The sequence below is a fragment of the Hymenobacter taeanensis genome, from assembly GCF_013137895.1.
GTDB lineage: Bacteria > Bacteroidota > Bacteroidia > Cytophagales > Hymenobacteraceae > Hymenobacter > Hymenobacter taeanensis.
Genome location: NZ_CP053538.1, coordinates 1,915,117 through 1,938,844 on the forward strand (window position 1 = coordinate 1,915,117; position 23,728 = coordinate 1,938,844).

18 protein-coding genes are annotated in these 23,728 nt (G+C 55.8%); 12 read left to right on the plus strand and 6 right to left on the minus strand.

Annotated elements, in window-relative coordinates; genetic code table 11:
* Positions 1-273 precede the first annotated feature (273 nt).
* Positions 274-2,316 carry an OmpA family protein gene (locus HMJ29_RS08205; RefSeq protein ID WP_171591016.1) on the plus strand — a complete coding sequence of 681 codons (2,043 nt, stop codon included), beginning with the start codon at positions 274-276 and terminating at the stop codon, positions 2,314-2,316.
* A 121-nt stretch (positions 2,317-2,437) separates the two neighbouring features.
* Here HMJ29_RS08205 and floA read toward each other — a convergent pair whose 3' ends face one another.
* Positions 2,438-3,439, minus strand: a complete 1,002-nt coding sequence (gene floA, locus HMJ29_RS08210; RefSeq protein ID WP_171591017.1) for a flotillin-like protein FloA — start codon at positions 3,437-3,439, stop codon at positions 2,438-2,440.
* 73 nt (positions 3,440-3,512) lie between these two features.
* A complete protein-coding gene (locus HMJ29_RS08215) occupies positions 3,513-3,980 on the minus strand; it encodes an NfeD family protein (RefSeq protein ID WP_171591018.1) in 468 nt (155 codons plus the stop codon).
* A 94-nt stretch (positions 3,981-4,074) separates the two neighbouring features.
* Here HMJ29_RS08215 and HMJ29_RS08220 point away from each other — a divergent pair, with 94 nt between their 5' ends.
* Together HMJ29_RS08220 and HMJ29_RS08225 are read left to right on the plus strand one after the other, a co-directional pair.
* Positions 4,075-4,665, plus strand: a complete 591-nt coding sequence (locus HMJ29_RS08220) for a Crp/Fnr family transcriptional regulator (protein WP_171591019.1) — start codon at positions 4,075-4,077, stop codon at positions 4,663-4,665.
* Positions 4,666-4,739: 74 nt separating this feature from the next.
* Complete coding sequence (locus tag HMJ29_RS08225) at positions 4,740-5,309, plus strand: DinB family protein (protein WP_171591020.1); 570 nt, start codon at positions 4,740-4,742, stop codon at positions 5,307-5,309.
* Between the two features lie 71 nt (positions 5,310-5,380).
* Here the strand turns inward: HMJ29_RS08225 and proS are convergent, their stop codons facing one another.
* Positions 5,381-6,856, minus strand: coding sequence for a proline--tRNA ligase (gene proS / locus HMJ29_RS08230; protein ID WP_171591021.1), 1,476 nt, complete (start codon positions 6,854-6,856; stop codon positions 5,381-5,383).
* A gap of 186 nt (positions 6,857-7,042) precedes the next feature.
* Between proS and HMJ29_RS08235 the strand changes: the two genes are divergently transcribed.
* Positions 7,043-8,305 (plus strand): hypothetical protein, encoded by a 1,263-nt coding sequence (locus tag HMJ29_RS08235; protein ID WP_171589548.1) that lies wholly within the window; start codon positions 7,043-7,045, stop codon positions 8,303-8,305.
* Between the two features lie 84 nt (positions 8,306-8,389).
* On the plus strand, positions 8,390-9,904 hold the full coding sequence (locus HMJ29_RS08240; RefSeq protein ID WP_171591022.1) for a hypothetical protein: 1,515 nt from the start codon (positions 8,390-8,392) through the stop codon (positions 9,902-9,904).
* Positions 9,905-9,979: 75 nt separating this feature from the next.
* On the opposite strand, the gene HMJ29_RS08245 is transcribed toward HMJ29_RS08240, so the two are convergent.
* Positions 9,980-11,056 carry a hypothetical protein gene (locus tag HMJ29_RS08245; protein ID WP_171591023.1) on the minus strand — a complete coding sequence of 359 codons (1,077 nt, stop codon included), beginning with the start codon at positions 11,054-11,056 and terminating at the stop codon, positions 9,980-9,982.
* 429 nt (positions 11,057-11,485) lie between these two features.
* Here HMJ29_RS08245 and HMJ29_RS08250 point away from each other — a divergent pair, with 429 nt between their 5' ends.
* The 3 genes from HMJ29_RS08250 (at position 11,486) to HMJ29_RS08260 (ending at position 16,267) form a co-directional block, all read left to right on the plus strand.
* Entirely contained in the window at positions 11,486-12,907 is a 1,422-nt protein-coding gene (locus HMJ29_RS08250) for an energy transducer TonB (protein ID WP_171591024.1), read from the plus strand.
* 329 nt (positions 12,908-13,236) lie between these two features.
* Positions 13,237-14,370 (plus strand): PIG-L family deacetylase, encoded by a 1,134-nt coding sequence (locus HMJ29_RS08255; RefSeq protein WP_171591025.1) that lies wholly within the window; start codon positions 13,237-13,239, stop codon positions 14,368-14,370.
* A 10-nt stretch (positions 14,371-14,380) separates the two neighbouring features.
* Positions 14,381-16,267 carry a DUF6311 domain-containing protein gene (locus HMJ29_RS08260; protein ID WP_171591026.1) on the plus strand — a complete coding sequence of 629 codons (1,887 nt, stop codon included), beginning with the start codon at positions 14,381-14,383 and terminating at the stop codon, positions 16,265-16,267.
* 57 nt (positions 16,268-16,324) lie between these two features.
* Here the strand turns inward: HMJ29_RS08260 and HMJ29_RS08265 are convergent, their stop codons facing one another.
* Both HMJ29_RS08265 and HMJ29_RS08270 read right to left on the minus strand, forming a co-directional pair.
* Positions 16,325-17,767 (minus strand): aldehyde dehydrogenase, encoded by a 1,443-nt coding sequence (locus HMJ29_RS08265; RefSeq protein ID WP_171591027.1) that lies wholly within the window; start codon positions 17,765-17,767, stop codon positions 16,325-16,327.
* A gap of 49 nt (positions 17,768-17,816) precedes the next feature.
* Positions 17,817-18,773, minus strand: coding sequence for a glycosyltransferase family 2 protein (locus tag HMJ29_RS08270; protein WP_171591028.1), 957 nt, complete (start codon positions 18,771-18,773; stop codon positions 17,817-17,819).
* Between the two features lie 318 nt (positions 18,774-19,091).
* Between HMJ29_RS08270 and HMJ29_RS08275 the strand changes: the two genes are divergently transcribed.
* From HMJ29_RS08275 to HMJ29_RS08290, 4 genes are read left to right on the plus strand one after another with little or no spacing between them, the layout of a single operon-like run.
* On the plus strand, positions 19,092-20,024 hold the full coding sequence (locus tag HMJ29_RS08275) for a glycosyltransferase family 2 protein (protein ID WP_171591029.1): 933 nt from the start codon (positions 19,092-19,094) through the stop codon (positions 20,022-20,024).
* Positions 20,017-21,651 (plus strand): hypothetical protein, encoded by a 1,635-nt coding sequence (locus HMJ29_RS08280; protein WP_171591030.1) that lies wholly within the window; start codon positions 20,017-20,019, stop codon positions 21,649-21,651. The genes HMJ29_RS08275 and HMJ29_RS08280 overlap by 8 nt, the downstream gene beginning before the upstream one ends.
* Before the next feature lie 34 nt (positions 21,652-21,685).
* A complete protein-coding gene (locus HMJ29_RS08285) occupies positions 21,686-23,086 on the plus strand; it encodes a hypothetical protein (protein ID WP_171591031.1) in 1,401 nt (466 codons plus the stop codon).
* Between the two features lie 60 nt (positions 23,087-23,146).
* Positions 23,147-23,689: a carbohydrate binding domain-containing protein gene (locus tag HMJ29_RS08290; protein WP_171591032.1), complete on the plus strand. Its 543-nt coding sequence runs from the start codon at positions 23,147-23,149 to the stop codon at positions 23,687-23,689.
* Positions 23,690-23,728 lie beyond the last annotated feature (39 nt).

Below are 23,728 nucleotides of genomic sequence, written 5' to 3' on the forward strand. Positions count from 1 at the left end.
AGGTGATGTCAGGAGAGTAGAAAAAGGAGAATAAGTCAATAAATAATTGACTTTTTTATAGAATAGGTTAGATTAGTGTCGTGGTTAGTGAAACACCTTTTTTAGGCCAAAACTAGCTTAACTGACACCGGTGGGATATCTCTCCGTACCTTTGTGCCGCTTTCATAGAGATTTGCAACTAACCAAACCTACGGAACGTCTAAGAGGATTCTAATTGGCTAGCTCCCCAAATTACATGACTTGCCAAAAGCCTTATGTTTTGCCCTTAACCATATGAGCATCCGAAAAATACTGTTGTCGGGAGGGTTGGTAGTAGGGATACATAGCATCACGCAAGCCCAACACGCTGTCTGGGCCAATAAAGTGGTGGCCGTTTCGTCGCAAAAGGCAGAAGGAAAAGAAGCCTTCTCCCCCGAAAAAGTGCTTGGTGAGCCCAACGCCCTCCCGCTAGGACAAGTTAGTAACGACGCCTGGATTCCTAGGAAGGAAGGTGCCAACGAGTCTATCGAAGTAAAATTTCCGAAGTCACTTGTTGCCAAGCAGGTAACTATTGTTGAGAACTTTAACCCTGGCTCCATTACCAAAATTGAGCTGGTAGATACGCGCGGTCAAAAACACCAGGTGTATGCAAATGCCAACCCGGGACCTATTCCGGAGGCATTCAGAGCTTTGCAGGTTACCTTTTCACCGGGTACCTACCGTACTATTGGCGCGGTAGTTTCCATGAATACTAAGGCAGTAAATGGGGTGAACCAGCTTGATGCCATTGGTATTGCTGATGTGGCCGAAGTAATGGTGAAAAAGGAATTCCAGGCCGAGAAGAATGCCGTAAGCTTCGACTCAGCCATGGTGAACCTGGGGCCCAACGTGAATACCAAATACGTGGATACCCACCCGGTAATTTCACCCGATGGCCGCACTTTATTCTTTGCCCGCCAGGAAAGCCCCCAGAATGTGGGCGGGGCCAAAGACGCTCAGGATGTATGGTACTCAACGCTGCAAAGTGCCCAGAAGAAAACCTGGAGCCAGGCAAAGAACATCGGCAGCCCCATCAACACTCCGGGGCCCAACGGCTTAGCCTCCATTTCCTCGGATGGCAATACGGCCCTGCTGATCAACGTATATAAACCCGACGGTACGCTTGACCCCAAGGGCATAAGCATGTCGCGCCGCACTAAAACGGGGTGGAGCCAGCCTGAGAAAGTCACTATTGATGACTTCTACAACGATGACCCCGAAAACGTTGATTACTACCTAGGCGTCTCGGGTAAAGTGCTCTTAATGGCCGTTGACCGAAAGGACGGGCAGGGGCAACAGGATATATTCGTGAGCTTCCGCAAGGAAGATAATGCTGGCTGGACGAAGCCCCGCAACCTTGGCCCCAACATCAACACCAAAAAACCGGAGTTTGCGCCATTCCTGGCCGCTGATGGCAAGACCTTGTATTTCGCCTCAGAAGGATGGGGCGGCTATGGCAAGAGCGACATCTTCTACAGCAAGCGTCTCGATGATACCTGGACGAACTGGACCCGCCCCCGTAACCTGGGAGCCAAGGTAAACTCTCCCGACTTTGATGCCTATTACACGGTATCGGCGGCGGGTGAAGAGGCCTACCTAGTATCGGCGCGCAAGGGCATTGATAACTCCAAGGATATCTTTCGCATTAACCTTACGCCTAGCTTCCGACCGGAGGTAGTGACCTTGGTAAGAGGACGAGTACTGGATGCAGTTACCAAGAAGCCTATTGTAGCCACCATCCTCTACGAGAACCTGCTTACAGGTGAGGAAATTGGCGTAGCCGAAACCAGCCCCGTTGATGGTTCCTACACTATTGTGTTGCCCTCTGGCGCGCACTATGGCTACCGGGCAGAAGCGAAAGAGTACTTGGCCGAGTCAGACAACCTGGACGTGACGGACCGGCAGAAATACTCGGAGGTAAACCAAGATCTGTATCTGGTGCCCTTCGCCGTAGGCCAGACTATCAAGCTGAACAACATCTTCTTTGCGCAGAGCAAATATGTGTTGCGCGAGACTTCTTATCCGGAGCTGCAGCGCCTGGTTAAAACGCTAAAGGCCTATCCGCAGGTAGAAATCAAGATTGAAGGTCACACCGACAATCAGGGCGACCCCGCGCTAAACCTGAAGCTAAGCCAAGACCGTGTGAACGAGGTAAAGAAATACATCGTGAGCAAGGGCATCAGCAGCAGCCGTATTACCACTGAAGGTTTCGGAGATAAAAAGCCCATTGCTTCTAACGAGCAGGAAGAAACCCGCCGTCTCAACCGCCGCGTGGAGTTCCGCATCACCAAGAAGTAAGAGAGGTGCCGAGCGTTAACTATTGACGCCAGGTTGCCCAACCGCATAAGCCAACAAGAAAGCCCGACTCATGTAGAGTCGGGCTTTCTTGTTGGCTTATGCGGTACAAACAGTAGGTACACTAGCTCAACCGGGTCTCGTCGCGGCCGGGCTTGGTGCTGCTGTTCTGGCCGCTGGGATTGGCAATAGAGTCGCGCATGTCTGTATCTGACTGAATGTTGCGCATTTTATAGTAGTCCATAATGCCAAGGTTGCCGGAGCGGAAAGCCTCCGCAATAGCTTTCGGAATTTCGGCCTCGGCATCCACCACGCGGGCTTTGGCTTCCTGCGTTTTAGCGCGGTTCTCCTGCTCCATGGCCACGGCCATGGCCCGGCGCTCTTCGGCACGCGCCTCGGCTACGCGCAAATCGGCGGAGGCCTGATCGGTCTGGAGCTTGGCGCCAATGTTCTCTCCTATGTCAATGTCAGCAATATCAATAGACAGGATTTCGAAGGCGGTGCCGGCATCCAGGCCCTTGCTCAGCACCAGCTTGGAAATCTTATCGGGGTTTTCCAGCACTTCCTTGTGCGAGTGCGAGGAGCCGATGCTGGTTACAATGCCCTCGCCTACGCGGGCCAGAATGGTTTCTTCGCCGGCACCGCCCACCAGCTGGGCAATGTTAGCGCGCACCGTAATACGGGCTTTGGCAATAAGCTGGATACCATCTTGCGCTACAGCAGCCACATTGGGCGTGTTAATCACTTTTGGGTTTACGCTGGTAGTTACGGCCTCAAACACATCGCGGCCGGCCAGGTCAATGGCGGTAGCCTGCTTGAAGCTGAGTGGAATGTTGGCTTTATCAGCCGATATAAGGGCTTTGATAACGCTAGGAATGTTGCCACCCGCCAGGTAATGGGTCTCCAGGTCGTTGGCAGTGAGCTCTAGGCCAGCTTTGGTGGAGGTAATCATGGAGTTGACGATGAGGGATGGGGGCACTTTGCGCACCCGCATAAACGCCAGTTGAAACAGGCTCACCCGCACTCCCGAGAATAGGGCCGTAATCCAGAGGCTGATGGGGAAGAAGTACAGAAACACCAGTAGCACAATGCCACCGACGACAATCGGGAAAAACGGGAAATCCATACTATCTAACATCGGAGGAAGAAAACAAGACGGAACTGGACAGCAACTAACAACAAAATAAGTGAAGAACTGCCTAGGCCACCCTTTCTACCACTATACGGTTGTGCTCGATAGCCAGCACGCGCACCTCGGAGCCGGCTGCTACAAACTCACCACGGGTAGTTACTTCACGGCGGTCATCATCAAAGAGAACGGTGCCGGCAGGGCGCAAAGCAGAAAGGGTGCGGCCCAGAGTACCGGGCAGCACATCGGCGTGACGCACATCCTGCACACGAGCATCGTTGACGTTGGTAAGCGCCATACGGTTGAGGTTCTTCGGGCGAAGACCCATGTACACCAGGAGGCCTACTACCACTGCCGAGCTAGTTAGCAGTACGTGGCCCGTATTAGTGCCCAAGTCTCGGTAGCTGAACCAGATACCCGCTATCAGCAGGCCAAAGCCTACCAAGCCCACTACCGTGGTGCCAGGAATAAAAATGACTTCGACCGCCAGAAACAGCAGCCCGAAAAGGAGTAATAGCGCAATTGTGAGCCAGTCCATAGGAATAGAGTGTTTGGTCAGGAAAAGATACGCAGAAGCCCAGTAATGGCTTGGCTTTCTTATCTTTTCCAGTCGGTTTTACGCTTCTGCTTCCGTGTCGCCTACTTCTGCCACTCCATCTGCCGCACTTCTGGCTCTTAAAAGTCTGCTAGGCCAGGTGCCGCAACTAACACCCGCCGATGTTGAAATCTTTGTGGCGCAGTGGCGGAAGGCCATGCGCTTGCCGCGAGGCGAATTCCTGATTCGGCCGGGGCAAGCAGAGCACCATCTGTACTTTGTACACACTGGCCTACTGCGCATCTACTTTCCGGCGGGCCCCGAGGAAATCTGCGTGGGCTTTGGCTATGAGAGCAGCCTGCTCTGCTCCTTTCCTTCCTTCGTGACCGGGCAGCCGTCGGAGTACGGTATTCAGGCGCTACGCGGGAGTGAGCTGCTGGGCATCAGCCGTTCAGATTTTCTGGCTTTTGTGGAGCAAAATACCAACTTCGCCCGCTTCTGGCGTGCCGAGCTAGAGCGCAACCTAGTGGGCCGCATTGAGCGAGAAATAGATCTGCTGCTGCCAGATCCGGCCCAGCGCTACCAACGGTTGCTAGCCCGCAGCCCTACGCTGTTTCAGCGGGTGCCCAAAAAGTACATTGCCTCTTACCTGCGCATGACGCCCGAAACGCTGAGCCGGCTGCGCTAAATCTTGATTACCATCAAGGTTTTGGGGATTCTGGTTCCGGATGTTTGCCCTGTACAACGTCCCTAGTTTGTCTTATGCAATCAACTGCCTTTCTCGCTGATATTCAGCACCGGCTAGCTACTATTGAGGCTTCTGTGCAGCAGCTACTGCCGCTACCCAAAGCAGTGCTAAACCACAAGTCCAGCCCCGAAAGTTGGAGCGTATTGGAATGCCTGGAGCATTTGAACCGCTACGGACGCTACTACTTGCCCGCCCTGCAACGGGCCCTAGGCCACTCCAAGGCCTCCGCTGGGCCAGGTGAGGAGGTAGGCTTTAGCTGGTTAGGCCGTAAGTCATATGAGCTGGTACGGCCTGACAACCGCAAGGCGCAAAAAACACTCGGCCGCATGAACCCCGCCCAGAGCCACCTGACGCCGGCCGTAGTGCAGGAATTTCAGGCACAAGTAACAGCAATTCGGGCGTTGCTGCCCCAAGCGGCACAGGCTAACCTCAACCAGAAGGCAGTGCCCGTAGAGTTTTTTCGATTACTGAAGCTACGGGTAGGGGAGGCGCTGCTCTTTGTAGTAGCGCACATGCAGCGCCACGTGCAACAAGCGGAAAGAGCGGCAGCCACTGCCTCTCAAAAAGAAAGCCAACCTGCTTAACCCCTCTAGCACAAAAGCCCCGCTACCGAGCAGGCAGCGGGGCTTTTTACACGAGTTGTAGTGGCCTAGGCCTAGTAGGCCCGCGCAAAGTACACACGGCGCTTCGAGGGCTTACCGGTTACAATGCAAACACCATCCTCATCGGGCTCGTTAAGCGCAATGCAGCGGATAGTGGCCTTGGTTTCCTCCTTGATGCGCTCCTCGGTTTCAGAAGTGCCATCCCAGTGGGCTACCACAAAGCCAGGCTTGTTGTCGAGAACCTGCTTGAACTCTTCGTAGGTATCCACGCGGGTGGTGTTCTCCTCCCGGAAGCGCAGGGCCCGCTGGTAAATATTGCGCTGAATATCGTGCAGCAGCTGATCTACGCTGTTCACAATGTCGGCTAGCGGCAGGTTCATTTTCTCCTTGGTGTCGCGGCGGGCAACTTCTACGGTGCCGCCGTCTAGGTCGCGCATACCCACGGCAATGCGTACAGGTACGCCTTTCAACTCCCACTCGGCAAACTTAAAGCCGGGGCGCTCGGTGTCGCGGTCATCAATTTTTACTGAGATGCCACGCTCAATCAGGCCCATTTGCATCGGCCGGATACGCTCCAGCAGCTCATCAAGCTGGCCGGTTTTATAAATGGGCACAATTACCACCTGAATAGGCGCCAGCTTGGGCGGCAGCACCAGACCTTCATCATCGGAGTGGGCCATTACCAGGGCACCCATCAGGCGCGTGCTTACGCCCCAGCTGGTACCCCATACGTGCTCCAGGCCACCTTCTTTGGTCGCGAATTGTACGTCGAAGGCCTTGGCAAAATTCTGACCCAGGAAGTGCGAAGTACCTGCTTGCAGCGCCTTACCGTCCTGCATCAAGCCTTCAATGCAATACGTGTCGAGGGCGCCGGCAAAGCGCTCATTCTCAGTTTTTACGCCTTTCACCACGGGCAGGCCCATCCACTCCTCGGCAAACTGCGCGTATACCTCCAGCATCTGGCGGGTTTCAGCTACGGCTTCTTCGGCGGTGGCGTGGGCAGTATGCCCTTCCTGCCACAAAAACTCGGCGGTGCGCAGAAACAGTCGGGTACGCATTTCCCAGCGCACCACGTTGGCCCACTGGTTAATGAGCAGGGGCAGGTCGCGGTAGCTCTGAATCCAGTTTTTGTAAGTGCTCCAGATGATGGCCTCCGAGGTAGGACGCACTACCAACTCTTCTTCCAGCTTGGCATTGGGGTCTACGCGTAGCTTGCCGGGGTTATCGGGGTCAGTTTGCAGGCGGTAGTGGGTTACCACTGCGCATTCCTTGGCAAAGCCTTCGGCATTTTTCTCCTCAGCTTCAAACAGGCTTTTAGGTACAAAAAGCGGGAAATAGGCATTCTGGTGGCCCGTCCGTTTGAACATATCGTCCAGGGTGCGTTGCATCTTTTCCCAGATGGCATACCCGTACGGTTTGATAACCATACAGCCCCGTACGGCCGAGTTTTCGGCCAGGCCGGCACGCTTCACCAACTCATTGTACCACAGTGAATAATCTTCACTGCGTTTCGGCAAACTTTTGCTCATATTCGGAGTATCTTTGATTAGGCAGAAAGGTTCCTTTTCTGGTATAAGATTTGTCTCTAAGAAAAGGCACCGTTTCGGGGCTAAATTACGTTATTAAATCCGGAGGATGTGGACCGGCCCCAGTCCATCATTGCCGGGCACTATTAGTTTTTAATCCTCCAATTCGTTCTTTTCGCGCTAGCATCCATGAAAAAATCCATCCACTCCGTATTGCCCGCTATAGCCCTGCTTACCTTGGGCGGCTGCGCCGGCACGTCGGCCCTCACCACTACGGAGAGCGACGGCGTATATTTTTCTTCCAAGGATCGGGTAACTGCTCCCGTTGCTATGCAATCAGCAACAGATACTCAGGGTCAAACGGATGCTAGCAACCCTGGCGACGTGGCCAACCCCGACTATAACGGTAACGACGGTTCTTCTACCGCTTCCACTGAGTATTATGATGATGGCTATGGATACGCGGCTCGGTTGCGGCGATTCCACCAGCCGTCTTATCGTGGCCTTGGCATGGGGTATTATGATTTCGCCTACACTGATCCTTTCTGGTATGGCGGCCCCGCGTACTCCTACTACCCAGGTGCCTACTCGCGGTTCGGCTCGGCGTTTTATGATCCGTTCTATTCCCCCTTCTGGGGTGGCGGCAGCTACATCAGCATCAGCATAGGGCGGCCTTGGTACCGGCCCTTCGGCTACAACCCCTACGACGTGTATAGCTATGGCGGTTACGGCTACGGTGGCTACTACGGTGGCCTAGGTGGCTACGGTAACTACTACGGTGGTTTGGGCTCTGGCTATTATGGTAATCGAGGATCTTACGATAATAACCCCCGCAACCGGGTGGTGTATGGCCCGCGCCGTGATGGCGCCATTAATGCCACGCGAGCAGGTAGCACTGCTACCAGCAACGGTGTGCGGGGGCAAGTACAGCAAAACGGTATCCTAACGCCTGCTACCGGCTCCACCGGCGTGGTATCATCCCCAACGCCTACCCGCGGCCGGGGCCGCTTAGAAAGTGACGTTGCTGGCTCAGCGCAAGGCGCTGCTTCCGGAAACACCGGGCCAGACCGTTCGGGCCGGGCGCTTTCCGGCGACCAACGGCAGGTGCTGTCCTCACAGCCAAACCTCAACCCTGATGGCGGCGGCCGCCGGTGGCGGGTACTGGAGCAGGCTTCGGGCCAACCAGGTGCTCAGCCAGCTACCAGCTCCAGCGACTACAGCCAGCCCCGCCGGGGCCGTGGCTGGGTGAGCGATGGGCAATCGTCGGGCTCAGCAGATCAGCCCGCTCGTCGGGAGCGGGCATGGCAGCAGCCTTCCCGTTCAGTTGAGCAGCCTACGCGCAGCTATTCTGAGCCATCCCGTAGCTACTCGCCTTCCAATAACGGTGGTAGCTTTGGCGGTGGCAACAGCGGCGGTGGCGGCGGGTCGCGCGGCCGGGGTCGGGTACAATAACCCTTGCCTCTCCTGCGTATTTAGCTATATCCAGCTACTGATTGAACTGCTGGCCGCCTAGGCCGGCTACTCTCTTCCTTCCCCATGAAAAACTTGAAATATGGCTTAGGCCTGGCCTTTTTGGGCTTGGCCAGCCACGCTTTTGCCCAAAACGAGACCGATGCCTTGCGCTACTCCCGCGTTCAATTTGGAGGCCCAGCCCGGGCACTTGGTATTGGCGGGGCAACCTCTGCTGTAGGCGCCAACCTAGGTAGTCTGGTATCCAACCCCGCTGGCCTAGGCCTCTATGTAAAGTCAGATGCCAGTATTACGCCCGGTTTTGGAAATCTTTCTACCAAAGCGCAAGCAGGCTCTACTAGTATTAATGATCAGCGCTCTTCTCTGGTCTTAAGCAACCTGGGAGTGGCCTTTACCAACCGCTTACCCGATGACGATAACTCCTCGGAATGGCGCTCGGGCACATTCGCCTTTGGGATTACTCGCCTAAATGACTTCAATAGTCGCGTCCATTATCGGAACACTACTACCGATGACCGTTCCTTGTTTCAGCGGTTACGCGAGCCTCGGGTTAGCTACGACGACATTGATCAGGAGTACCAGGACAACGCTTACACTTCCCTTGATGGGCTGGCCTACGGGGCATACCTCACCAACTTCTACCGGAGCCGCTTAAACGGCGGCGACTCGCTTGGTACCATTCGGCGGGCCAATGCCATTGAGCAGGAAGAAACAATAGAAACCAGTGGCGGCCAGACCCAGTTTGATTTTGGCTACGGCGCCAGCTTCCGCGACAAAATTTACATTGGTGGCGCTTTGGGCATTGTAAGTACCCGCTACAAAGAAACCCGCGACTTCCGGGAAACAGACAACGACCCTAATACGCCTTTCTCTAGCTTGCTGCGCCGCAATACCCTGGAAACCAGAGGTACAGGGGTTAATTTCCGGTTAGGAGTAATTTACCGGCCCGCTGATTATATGCGGTTTGGCCTCTCGGTGCAGACCCCAACCTTCAGCAAGCTCACCGATACCTATGGAGCTTCCATCCAGTCTGACTTCAGCAGTGAGCCGTACGCTGGGGCGGGTGTTACCTCCGCTTCTGAAAGCACTCAGCCAGGGGAGTATACATACCAACTTACCACTCCCTTCAGGGCTACTGGCGGGGCAGTGTTTTTGCTGGGGAAGTATGCTTTCCTGAGTGGTGATGTAGAGTACGTTAACTACAACCAAGCCCGCTTATCAGGTGCTGATGGTGATGGGGCCAGCGTGTTCTCCGTAGAGAATGAGGCTATTTCTACTACCTACGGTAAAGCCTTCAATTACCGCGCTGGCATTGAAGGGCGCTTTGAAGTGTTTCGCGTCCGGGCGGGTTATGCTCGCTACGGCGACCCTTTCAAGACGACTGCCTTCGACAGAGCCCAGAACTTTTACACTGCCGGTGTTGGCTTCGCCCAACGCAACTTCTACCTAGATCTGGCCGGAGTCTATAACACTGACGACAGTTACACTTCCTCCTATACGCTTGCCAGCGGGCGTCAGCCAGTGGTAGGGGTGAAAGGCGACCGGTTTGTTACGTCGGTTACGGTAGGCGTTAATTTCTAGTAAAACAGGCTAGGCCTCCATAGAAGAGCCACTTCCAAGAATGGAAGTGGCTCTTCTATGGAGGCCTAGCCTGTTTTACTTCGTGACCCGCACTTGCAGAATAAACGTGGGGGTGGGGGTGGCAATAATATCTTCTATAAGAATGGCGCCAGTTTTATTCTCTGGTGTGCGAAAGGCAATAACCTGGTTTTTGGTAACCGCCCCTGTGTAAGTAGAATCAGTAAACTGAGTGCCCGCAGCGAAAGCGGCCGTAAGCTGCGTGGTAGTGGTGAGGGTAGTGAAAGTAGTTTCGTTGAGTGTGGTGCGCCGGATACGCGTTTGGCGCTTAATGGGCCAACGATTATCGGGCAGCTTGGCACGGGAGTTGGCAGGCGTGGCCAGCCCTGGTCCGGTAGTAACGTTTGGCACGTACACTAAATCAATAAGCTGTTGCGCATCAGTATTTTGTGGGGCTGTGCGTACCGTGAATTTTGGCAACGCTAAACCTGAGCGCAGTGCCAGATAGCTGCGCCGCGCTGCATTATCCGGGGTAGGGGCTTGCAGGCCTACCCGGTAGCTATGATAGATGTATAAAGAATCGGTGCGGCCCAGCCGAAGAAAAAAGCTGCGTTTACCGGTATTGCCGTTGGTATCAGTAGCTTCATACACCCACGTCTCTTTGCCCGGGGTAGTACGGGTGGGTTGCACACTCTGGAAGGCAAACTCCGTAGTGAAGCGCGCAACCGTTTCAAAGGTAGAATCTAAATAGGTGAGCTTGAATGTTGGTTGGTCGCCCTCTACGTACCCTACCTGTGGGTAAATAATGCCCTCGGGTACGGGTTGGTACTCAGCCGTAATGAGCATACGCGTCAGTCGGGAGTCCTTTTCGGCCTCAGCATATATACGGGTGGCTACCGTGTCGCCGGGAGTGGTGAGTCGCCGGTTGCCCGTGGTAAAACGACTGCTAGCCACAAAATCAACGCGGGGCCCTGAGTTCAGGTCGGGCTGGCAGGCCGCTAGGCCTAGCAGCGAAAAGAGCAGAAGGGGCTGGGGAAAGCGCATATGGGCGTAAAGGTCGGAGATTTGGTGGGCTAAACCACAACTGGTAGCGCAGCCATAATATAAGTAGATGGAGGAGTGGCCTAGCACCACAATGGTTGCGTTTGCGTGCATAGCAGGCTCAGAGGATAGTAAGCGCGCCTGCACTGCCCTCCTTAACGTTTAAACCCTGCCAACATTTTACTTGCTGTTGTCCAAGCTGTGGCTTCCTTGAGTTGGCACTATTGCAACCGGATGTCAGCCTCGGCCTGATACCGGCCTGGCTCCATGCCGGCTACTATAGCTCAGTACAAATAGCGTGTGGCTCCCGGAAAGACTGCTCATGGAAAGGCCTGCACGTGCGGCAACAGCCAGTGGCCTAGCATAGGCAGCCAACAATTCTGGACGTAGCCTGAACTGAAGAGCGAGGAACAAAGGGAAGGATAGCAGTATGCCGTTTAGGTCTATGGTAGTATTCTTTTTAACGTTGCTAACCAGTTGTTTACTGAAAAACATAACCTTTAAGCCAAATAAGCGCCTACCTAACAGCGTATAGCCCTTGTTATGCCTACTCTCCGCCCCTTTTATTTGCTGTCTTTACTGGCAGTTGCCACCCTCGGATGCCAACGGGACCAGCCAAAGCGTACCGAGCAGCGCAGCCCCGCTCTAGCCGACTCCCTAGCCCTGGATTCCGTTGTGGAGCCAGTGGCTGTGACGCCCGTGCGGCGCGACTGGCACCATCTGGAGCGGCTCACGAACCGAAAAGCGCCTCTGGTGGTGTATCGTCGCGGGGTAGTGCGGCCGTCTTCCTTCAATATGGCAGCGCCTCCGGTAGAAGCCCGCTTGCAGGACCTAACGCTGAAAGCCAGCGAATACTTCCAGATTGATCCTTCTAGGCCGGCAGAAGTGCAGGGGCGGGAGGGTACTATCATCCGAATTCCGGCCAAAGCGCTGCTCGATGCCCGTCAGCGCCCGGCTACCGGTACCGTATGGGTAGAGGTAAAAGAGTGTTATTCTGTTGCCGACTTGCTGCTCTCTAATTTGCTAACCGAGACAACGACTGGCACTCCGTTGGAACTGGCCGGGGCCGTGCTGGTGCGTGCCACGGCGGGCGGGCAGCAACTAGCCTTGGCTACTAGCCAGGAAATGCAGGTGCAGCTGGCCAGCGCACCGCAGCCGCAGCTATATTATGGAGATGCCGTGGGCACAAGCGCGCCACTACGCTGGAAGGCAGCTGAGGCGGCAGCCACAGCCGCTGAAAAGGTGTATAGCTCCGTTGAGCAGATGCCCCAGTACGGAGACGGGCCCGAAGATATCAACAAACTTATTCGGTACCCCAGCCAGGCAATGAGTCACCAAACCCAAGGGATAGTATTTGCCTCTTTTGTTGTTGATGAAACTGGCCGGGTAGCCAACCCCCGGATTATCAAAGGACTAGGAGACGGCTGTGATGAGGAAGTGCTGCGCGTGTTGCGGCAAACCTCAGGCCGCTGGCAGCCAGGCAAGCAAGAAGGACAAGCCGTGAAAGTTCGCCTCACCCTCCCCATTCGGTTTGCCTTTGAGCAAGGCGCTGGCTCAGCCGTAGAAGCCCATGGGCTGGCCGCCTCAGACCCCACAGAGCCCGAATTTGCGAAGGTGCCCAACGGTATGTGGGTGAGGCGCCTGGGCTGGATTGCTACCGGCAAGGCTTGGACCGGGGCCACCACGGCGTACTACGTGCCTGTACCTGCAGCGGCGGAGCAAACTGCCCTGCGAATGGTGCTGCCAGGGAGAAGGGTAGTGCTGGCCGGAATGCCGCAAACCGGAGGCTACCAGTTTCTGGCTGCGCCGGCTCGTGCCAAAATAGTGCTACTTGGGATGCGCTATGAGAACGGAGCGCCTTTTGTAGCCCGGCAAGAAGCCCGTACCAGCATTCCTCCTGACTCGTTGCAGTTTGCAGAGACTTCACTCGGTGAGCTGGAAGCTACGTTGGCCACGTTTAATTAGGCGGGCGCAAGTATGGCCCTCTTGCAGAGTAATAATATAAAATGTTCTTTTTATAATGATATAAAAATGTATATTAGCGAGTGAAAAGGTACGGCTACCGAGGGAAATAAAACTTTCGTCGGATAGCTCTCAGCCCGAGTGAGAAATGAGCCTCGAAATAGTTAATTTTCGATTCCTCTGTTCCTCTTTGGCTGCGTTCTGCTGCTCCACCACGCGATTACACCCGAATGACATCACCTTTACTGCGGATTTTTACGTTTGGATTAGCCCTAGTGTGGTCCTGTGCGGCTTGGGCTCAACCGGGTTCTTCTACAAATAATGCTCCTCCAGTGGCCGTATATATCACGGCTCACCCCGACGACTGGCAGCTGTTTATGGGGAGCGATGCCTGTGCTGACGTGCAGCGAGCCGGTGGAAAAGCCATATTTATCTGCCTGACCGGTGGCCAGGCCAATGAGCCCGGCGATACCTTCTGGCTGGGGCGCGAAGCCGCTTTTCAGGCGGCGGTGCAGAAAGCAGCCAACCTCTCGGTGCCGGCGTCGAATGTGGTGCCCACTACTTGTAAAATAACGGTTAAAGGCCACTCCGTGCTTATGCAGCGCTACAGGAATACGGTGGCCTACTCTTTGCGCCTGCCCGACGGTAACCTGGATGGCAAAGGCCAGGCCCGGGGTGGCTATCAGAGCATGCGCCAGCTATTCAAGGACGGTCGTTTCGTAACACCTCTCGATGGCAGCCTGTCCTATGTTTCCTGGGATGATCTGATTCAGACGGTACAAAGACTTTTGAAGAAAGAGGTGGGTGAAGCGAAGGTGAGTGTTCATGCCTCACAGCCCGATGAGCGTTATAACCCCCGTGACCACTCTGACCATCGGATGGCAGGGGAAGTAGCGCTGGCGGCCACCAATAAAATAGAGTGCCGTACGCTACTCTACGTCGGCTATGATAGCCGTCGGCGTCCAATCAATCTGCAGCCTGAGCAGGCTGCTAATCAGCGGGCAGTATACCAGGCCTACAGCGAAACCATGACCAGTCATGGGCAGCCCTCGGGTTGGGAGTTTTCACATTTACAGTTTATTGGTCGCCAATACTCGCAAGTGCGCCACAAAAGCGGCCAGCAGTTGGGAGATTCTATTGCTATTCCGCGAGTTGTGCCCAGCACAGTGGGTGGGCAGGGAGATGGTAAAACGTATACCAGCCTAACCCTGGAGCCTAACTACCCTAACCCCTTTGACCGCTCTAGCCTGATGGCGTACCAGATGCCAGCGGCCGGAGCCGTATGGCTGCGGATACTAGACGTGCAAGGTCGTGAAATAGTACGTATGCTACACGGAGAACAGCAGCAGGCTGGGCGGCATGAGCAATGGCTGGATGTCAACAGTTTTCCGGCGGCGGGCCTCTATATTGCAGAGCTGCGCGTAGGCGACGAGCGGCGTACATGCCGCCTGCAGATTATCCGCTGAGTTTTCCAGAATGACATTTTCGCTTCCGGCGTGGTTACGCCGTCCTTCTCGAACGGGGCTGCTTCTGGCAGCTCTGTTGCTTCAAATAGGGTTGGTTTTCAGAGCCCTAGGCCCCCTGCTTACTGAGCCAGGCCAGCATTTGCTGGTGACGGGGTACGACGGCCTGAAGAACTACTTTACTTTTCAGGCCTACATACAGCAGCCAGCTGCCGCCGGATTTGCCTGGTTCGGGATGATGAACTATCCCTTCGGCGACTATATTTTTTACGCCGATAATACCCCCCTGCTCGCTGCTGCCGTCCGGCTGTGGTCGCAGTACGTGCATGATATCACACCCTATGGGCTTGATATATACCACGGGCTACTCTTGTTGGGTTTTCTGGCCAGTACGGCTCTCCTGGTGCTGATCTTGCACCGACTGCTGCATTACTGGGGGTTGGTGCTCTTCTTTGCCATTGTGCTGCCGTGGCTGAGCCCACAGGTGGGGCGGCTGCTAATGGGCCACTTTAACCTCTCCTACAGCTGGGTAGTGTTGCTCGGAATTTGGGGCTTGCTGCGCATTTATGACCGGCAGCAGGCGGGGCTGCCCCTGGGCAAAACCGTGGCTGGTCTGGTAGTGGCGTTTACGCTTATTTCTTTTCTGCACCTGTACTACCTGCCACTGCTAGGCCTCCTCACGGGAGCATTCTTTGCTGCCTGGCTATTGCCTAAGGCACATTGGCGCAAGCAACCCCGCCTGGTACTGGCGGGGGCGGCCCTTTCAGGCTTACCGCTGGTGCTGAGTGTACTCATTGTGCGGGCCGTTGACCGTTACTACGCCCTGCGCCTTACTGATCCCACCGGCTTCAACTATCCCGCCTGGAAGCTGCAGGTATCGGCGTTGTTCCAGCAGTATTCCTACGAGACTACCCACTTCATTATCGAGCCTACGGCCTACGTCACGCAAGAATCGCAGGCATATTTAGGCGCTTTTGCGCTCTTTGGCCTGGTGGCCCTGCTGGTGGCCTGGTTGTTTGCCCGGCCTGCTACTAGGCGCTGGTGGGCCACTTGGGGGCAGACACCAGAGTGGGAGTTTTTATTCTTATTGGGTGTAGCAGCGCTCGTAGGCCTGTTCGGATCCGTCGGGACGGTGTACGACATCTTCGATGGACAGTATCATATCACCAATTATCTGAGTCCGTTCTTTTACTTGCACAAGCTCACGGATACGGCCTCCCACTTCCGGACCGTAGCACGCTTTTGCTGGCCGTTTTTCTGGTTCGTGAATCTGTTTGTGCTGGTAGGGCTTGATTATTGGTTGCGCACCAACCGGTACTCCATTCGCTGGGTGCTGGCCGCCGGCCTCATCTTACTGGCCTACGTGGATACCCGCGACACGCTCAAGTTTTATAGCCGTAGCCTGGTTCCGAATACGCTGACGAACGCCATGTTTCAGTCTGATCTGTATCCGCTGACGTTTTCACTGAAGCCAGAAGAGTATCAGGCCATTTTGCCCGTGCCCTTCTACCACGTGGGCAGCGAAAACATGGACCTCACTCTGGACGACGACGACCCCCACTCGCGCCGCAGCTACCAGTTGGCTCTTCGTACCAACCTGCCCTTGATGGCCGCCAAATTATCAAGGACGCCCCCAAAATATGCCAGCTTGCTACGAACTCTCTTTGACCCTGCTGGCCCGGCCCCAGAACTACGCCAGCAGCTAGTTGCCAACGGCAAGCCAGTACTGGTGTTGTATGATCAGAGCTATTATGATGGCTCCAATGATTTGGCTGGCCGCCAAACAAACCCACATGCCCGGCAGCTCATTGAAGCCGGCGCTGCCTTCCCTGCTAACCAGCACCTCACCCTGCTGGCAGAGTCAGGCAAGCTGCGCCTCTACCGCTGGGATGTGCGCTAGGCCAGTAGTAACCCTGTGGTAAGCCCAGGCATAGAAGAATATCAAGCCAACCGCTGCCTAAAGCTTGATGCATACGTTCTGCGGCTCAGTAAAAAAGCGGAGCGCCTCCAGGCCACCCTCGCGCCCAACCCCCGAGTTTTTCATGCCGCCGAAAGGCGTGCGTAAGTCACGGTGCAGCCAGGTGTTGACCCACACAATACCGCTGTGTAGGGCGTGCGCTACCCGGTGAGCCCGGGTAAGGTCCTGGGTCCAGATGGTGGCGGCCAAGCCATACTCGGTGCTGTTGGCCCACTCAATTACTTCGGCCTCCGTATCAAAGGGTGTGAGCGTAACCACTGGGCCAAAAATTTCTTCCTGATTGACGCGGCAGTTAGGGGCCAGGCCCTCAAATACGGTGGGCTGGAGGAAGTATCCTTCGGCGCAACGCCCTGGCAGGTGTACTTGCTCTCCGCCGGCCAGCAAATGACCACCTTCCTGGTGGGCTAGCGCAATGTAGCCCAGTACTTTTTCCAGGTGAGCCTTACTGACCAAAGCACCCTGCCGGGTACCGGGGGCCAGTGGGTCGCCAACGGTTAATGAGGCCACGCCATCCAGGAAAGCCTGCCGGAAAGCAGCGTAAATGGGGCGCTCAATGAAAATGCGGGAGCCGCAGAGGCAAATCTGCCCCTGGTTGGAGAAGCTGCTGCGTAAGCTGGTAGCCACCGCTTCCGTAAGGTTGCAGTCGGCAAATACCACGTTAGGGTTCTTGCCGCCTAGCTCTAATGAGAGCTTCTTGAACATGGGAGCCGCGGTGCGGGCAATGTGCTCCCCGGTTTTGGTGCCGCCCGTAAAGCTAATGGCCTTAATGCCGGGGTGTTCTACTATTGCCTGCCCCACTGCCGGGCCAGTGCCATGCACTATGTTAAGCACGCCAGGTGGTAAACCTGCTTCCATGCACAATTCACTCAGCAGGTAAGCGGTGTAGGGTGTAATTTCTGAGGGTTTGGCTACCACGCAGCAGCCAGCTGCCAGGGCCGGTGCAATTTTCCAGGTAAAGAGATAAAGCGGTAAGTTCCAGGGGGAAATGCAGCCCACCACTCCCAGCGGATGGCGCACCGTGTAGTTCAGCGCTACCCCTTCCTGGTAATGGGTTTCAGAAGCAAAGTGCTGAGCAGCAGTGCCAAAAAAGGCAAAGTTGCTGGCTGCCCTAGGAATATCAACGGAACGAGCCAGACTGACGGGCTTGCCATTGTCCTGGCTTTCGGCGTGGGCCAGCCGCTCCAGGTCTCGCTCAATCAGCTCTGAGATGCGCACCAGCAGGCGGCCACGTTCCTCGGCAGGCCGGCTCCGCCAAGCGGGCAGTGCCCGCTCTGCGGCCCGCACTGCCTGGGCTACATCGGTAGCATCAGAGGCCGGAACCTGGGCGTACACTTGCCCGGTAGCTGGCTCTACGCCAGGCAGGTACTGCCCGGCGGCTGGCGCTATTAACTGCCCATCGATATAGTTCTGGAAGTACTGCATAGGAGAGGCGAGAGTGGAGGAGTAAGGTACTGCTCCCACCCCAAAAGAACTACGCAGAGGCCTCTGGAGAGGGTGGAGGCGCAATGTTCGTCTCAGATACAATGTACAGTGGCCGTTGGCGCACGTTGGCGGAAAGCCGGGCAATGTACTCTCCAATAACGCCTACCGCAATCAGCTGCACGCCGCCCAAGAACAGAATGCTAATCATTAGGGAAGCCCAGCCCGGCTGAAAGTCATGGGAGATAAAGCGCGCGTAAAGAGTGTACAGCATCACTAAAAACGCCACCCCGGAAACGGTGAAACCGCTGATGGTGGCCACCCGCAACGGTACATCGGAGAAGGCGGTAATGCCATCGAGAGCCAGGCCCAGCATTTTGCGGTAGGTGTAGCCCGTGGCCCCGCCGGCCCGCTCGGTACGGTCATACTCTACGCAGGCCTGCCGGTAGCCAATCCAGGAAATTTGACCCCGGATAAACTTATTCTGTTCCGGCATTTGGCGCAGGGCCGCCACTACCTTCTGCGAGATAATGCGGAAGTCGCCGGTATCAACGGGGATGGAGATGTGCGTGATTTGCGCCAGCAGGCGGTAAAATAGCTTGGCGGTGAGCTGTTTAGCCCGGCTTTCGCCCCGGCGGCTGCGGCGCTTGGCATATACCACCTCGTAGCCTTGGTGCAGCTTCTGATATAGCTCCGGAATCAGCTCTGGCGGGTCCTGCAAGTCGGCATCAATGATAACCACTGCCGCACCCTGGGCGCCGTCTAGGCCAGCTGTTACGGCAATCTGGTGCCCGAAATTCCGGCTAAAATCAAGGTAACGCACTCGTTCGTCGCGGCTGGCCAGTAGTCGAAGCAGCGCCATGGACTGGTCGCGGGAGCCGTCGTTGACAAAAATGAACTCGTAGCCACCCGGTAAGGCCATGCCCTCCACCACTGCTCTCAGCCGCTCATACAGCAGGGCAATGTTTGCTTCTTCGTTGTAAATAGGGATAACGACAGATAGATCCACGAGCGGGGAATTCAGGCAACAAACAAGCCGCAGGGCGGCCAAGACAAACGAAAGTAGCAGGCTGGCTACACCAAGCCAAACAAGCTTTCAGTCGGCCAGATGAAGCAGTAGGCTAATCCTGGCCGGCTAATACTCTAAGGTATGAGAGGCCTAGCAGGGGTGGCGTACATTGGAAGAGCCGAGCGAGTGGGAAAGATACTCGGCTTGGGTTGATTGCGGGTAGGCTAGGCCACTGGGTAAGGATTGAAGGCAGCTTTCGCGCTGCCAACATCTTGTTACATTTGTGAGAAACTGATATTTCTCTAGTGTTTATCCTCTATGGCTAACCCGCTGCTTTCCGTTGTTATTCCGGTTTTCAACGAGGAGGGCTTGGTGGCAACGCTGGTGCAGCGCACCACAGATGCCGTGCGCAGCATCACGGATGACTATGAGATTATCTGCGTAGATGATGGCTCCCGTGACCAGACGCTGGCCTTGTTGCTGGCCGCGCGCGCCTCTGACCCACGGCTGAAAGTGCTGGTGCTCTCCCGTAATTTTGGGCACCAGGCCGCTTATACGGCCGGGTTGTTTGCTGCCAAGGGCCAGTACGTGGCCATGATGGATGGTGACCTGCAGGACCCGCCGGAGCTTCTGGGCCGCATGTACGAGCTATTGAAAGATGATCAGTACGACATTGTTTACGGTCACCGGACCGACCGCGCGGAAGGCTGGGCCCGGCAGACGCTGATCAAGATCTTTCACGGGGTGTTTCGCAACTTTTCCCGCCTGAAGGAAACCGACAATGTGGGCAACTTCTCTATGCTGAACCAGCGGGCGTTGCAGGCTTTCCTTTCCTTGAAAGAGAAAAACCGCTATTTACCCGGCTTGCGCTCCTTTATCGGGTATCGGCAGGTGCCAGTGCCCTACGCCCGGCAGGCCCGCCACGATGGTACGGTGCCGAAGATGTCGTACAAGCGCCTGATTGCTCTGGCCTTTGACGCCGTATTTTCTTTCTCCGACCTGCCCATTAAAGTGTGCCTGTACACAGGCCTCTTCGGGATGATAATTTGCCTGGCCGGGGGCGTATGGGTTCTGGTAAGCAAGGCCCTGGGCCTGGCTCCCTTCGGCTGGTCATCACTGGAGCTGAGCATTTACTTTGTAGGCTGTATTCAGCTACTGTTCCTGGGCATCCTGGGGGAGTACGTTTTCCGGATTTACCGCGAAAACCAGAACCGACCGCTCTACTTTGTTCAAACCTACTTTGATGCCTGATATTGCCTACCTGCGGCTGCCGGCCGTGCTGGATCGGCGGCCGTGGCTACCCGTAAGCCTGTTTTTTAGCTTGCTGCTGCTGCTAGGCCTCTGGGTTTATTCCGATTACGGACTATCAATTGATGAGAACCAGAGTCGTGATAATGGCATGATCAGCCTGAAGCACGTGCTACAGCGCTTTGACCCTGACTTGGCCCTCTGGGATCCAGCTTTTGGGCCCTACACCGTACCGCTCTCCGAGCACTACGACCGAGACTACGGAGTAATGTTTGAAGCCCCGGTGTGTTACGTGGAGCGCCTATTGCGGCTAGAGACTACTCGGGAGCGGTTTTTATTCCGGCACCTGGCCACATTTTTAGTGTGCTGGGGTGGGTGTTTGGCCTTCTTTCAGCTGGCGCGGCGGCGCTTTAGCTCCTGGAAGTGGGGCCTGCTGGGCACGCTCTGGCTGGTACTGAGCCCCCGCCTGTTTGCTGACTTCTTCTACAACGACAAGGATGCCGTGTTCATGGCCTTATTTGCCGTGGCCACCAACACCGGCGTGCGCCTGCTGCGGCGCCCGAGCCTGCGCACGGCTGGCTGGCACGCGCTAGCCTGCGCCGTTACCATTGATGTGCGCATTATGGGTGTGTTGCTGCCCGCCGCCACACTGGCCTTGCTGCTGGTGCGGGTGTTATACGGGGAGGTGCGCGCCAGTAAAGCCCTGGTCGTGAGTCTGGTGTACGGCGGACTCACAACGGGGCTGGTGGTAGCGCTCTGGCCCTACCTGTGGTCTGCGCCGCTCCATAATTTTCTGCTGGCTTGGCGCAACATGAGTGTGTTCCGTTGGGGAGGCGAAGTGCTGTATTTCGGCAAAATGAGAGCTGCTACCAGCCTGCCCTGGCATTATGCCTTCGTCTGGATGGGTATTACTACGCCCTTACTCTACGTAGTGCCCTTTCTGCTAGGCTTAGTGGTGGTAATACGCCAGATAATACTACGACTGCGAGCGGGCGGGCTGCGGCTTTGGGCTACTGAGCAGGAAATGCAAGACGTGCTGTTTCTAGGCCTGTGGCTGGTGCCTTTGCTGGCTATATTGATTTTAAAATCAGTTGTATACGATGGCTGGCGCCAGCTCTATTTCTTGTACCCGGCGGCTCTGCTGCTGGCGTTGCGCGGAGCCTGGAGCCTGTGGCACTGGCGGCCGGCTGCTGGTTGGGCGCAGTACTGGCCTAGGCTACTGGCTGGAGTGACCCTGGTAAGCATGGGAAGCATAGCAGTGCAAATGGTGCGGGCTCACCCCCTACAGAACGTGTATTTTAACCTTCTGGCGGGGAAAGATGTACCTCACCGCTTCGAGATGGACTACTGGGGCGTTAGCTACCGCCAAGGTCTGGAGTATGTGTTGGCCCACGATGAGCGGCCCCGGATTACGTTCAATGCGCCCATGCCTAGTCCCGCAGCGTTCAACGTGCTGATTCTGCCCCCCGCGCTGCAAGACCGGATTGTATTTGTGGATGATATCAACCAAGCCGATTATTACCTCTCGACTTACCGGTTCCATGCCAAAGACTACGAGTTCCAGGACAAGGAAGTGCATCAGGTGAAAGCCTTTGGACGACGGGTGTTGTCCGTATTTAAGCTCCGTTAAGCCGGCCGGCCCATTCAGTTATCCTCTCTTCCTTATGTCGTTTTTCTCCCGTTTTTCCGGCTGGCTCACGTGGCTGCTTACGGCGCTGGTGCTCTGCAGCGCGGGGTTGTATAACGGCTTCCCACTCGTCACCTCCGACTCGGGCACGTACCTGGACAGTGCCCTGCGGCTGGTGGTGCCAGAGGATCGGCCCATTACCTACGGGTTGTTTGTTCGCCTAACCTCACTGAAGTTTTCACTGTGGTTGGTGATTTTTGCGCAGGCTCTGCTACTGGCTTGGCTGCTGCTGCGCTACGTACAACTGCTGGTGCCGCGGCTAGGCCACAACCGCGCCGTACAAATAGGCTTAGTAGCCCTCACAACCTGGCTCACCGGGGTTTCCTGGTTTTGCAGCCAACTAATGCCCGATATTTTCACGGCTGCTGGCGTGCTTGCCCTGGGCCTGCTGCTCATAGGCCTGGCGCTGGGCCGGTGGGAGCGGGTGGCGCTGTTGCTAACCACTCTGTTATCGGCCCTCATGCACTCCTCCAATTTGCTCACCTTCACGCTGGTGGTGGCTGGCTTTGGGGTAGCCGCCGGGCTGACGGGCGTATTTCGGCGGGGTGTGGTGCAGTTCAGGCAGTGGCTGCTTGTTACGGCCGTAGTGCTATCGGGCTGGTTGGTATTGCCGGCGTTGCATGCTGCTCTGGGCGGGGGCTTTGCCATTTCCAGAGCTTCTACGGCTTTTCTTATGGCCCGGCTGGTAGAGTCAGGCGTGATGGATGAGTTCCTGAGCCGCAACTGTGACCCCGCCGACCAGTACCGGTTGTGTGCCTATCGGGATAAGCTACCCAATGATGCTATTGCATTCATGTGGGATGGCAACAGCCCGCTGTATCAAACGGGTGGCGTATTGGCCAATCAGCAGGAGTATGGCCAGATAATCAGGCGGGTGCTTACCTCGCCACGCTACTATCCTTACCTGATTTCTGAAACCATACAGGCTGGCCTACGCCAGCTCACTCACATAGGCCACGGTGATGGGCTCACACCCTTTCGCGAGAATACCAACCCCTTCTGGAAAGTAGGGGAGTTCACGCACTATGAGCTGAAGGAGTACATGTCGTCGATGCAGAACCGGGGACAGCTGGAGTTTAAAACGCTGAATGAGCGTACTTATGGGGGGCAACTGGCCGCGTTGGCGGTGCTGGCCGCATTGCTTTTTACTGGGTTGCGCCGCTATGTAGCTCCGGCCGCAGTACTGGCGGTAGTAGTGCTAGGCCTAGGAGTGGTGGCCAATGCCTTTGTAACGGGTGGCTTGGCCAACGTACTTGATCGGCTGCAGAGCCGCGTGGCCTGGGTAGTGCCGTTTGTAGCCATGCTACTTCTGGTACAGTATGCCCCACTGGCAGCGCGGCAGCTGCTGGCCCGGGTTCGGGCCTCGGCGAGGCTATAATTCCCGCTGGCTTTTCGCAATTGTGGGTACTTTCGCCCGCCTATTTCTCGGACTATCGATATGAAAAAACTTCTCTTCGTAACGGCCCTGGCTGGTTTAGCCGCCTGCTCATCTGATGGCACCAGCAGCTACCAGCGGCTATCAGGCCCCAACGTGCTAACCGATACCAGCTTCGAAGAAGTGTATGGCTGGGGTATTGATCCGGCTACGCTTACCCGGGAGCGGGCACACTCCGGTATGTACTCCATGCGCGTGGACCCGGCCCATGAGTATAGCATGACCTATAGCGTGGTAATAGGCCAGATGAGCCCCCGCAAAGTCAAGAAGATTAAGCTCAGTGCCTGGGTGTTCCTGCCCAGTGAAAACACGAAAGCCATACTGGGCGTGCAGATCGTTGACCCAGACCAGGGCTATAAAGAAGTCTTCGGGGATGGGGTAAAGATGGAAACCGTGAAAGAGTATAATAAGTGGGTGCAGGTAGAGAAAGTAATGGAGCTGCCTGAAACCTTAGCACCAACTCATAACCTGAAGCTGTTCCTGTGGCGGGCTGCCGCCGTTGACCCCGTATATGTTGATGATGTGCGGCTGACCATTGAAGAATAAGCTTCTTCCGTTTCCTTTATAACAGCACCAGCAGTAATG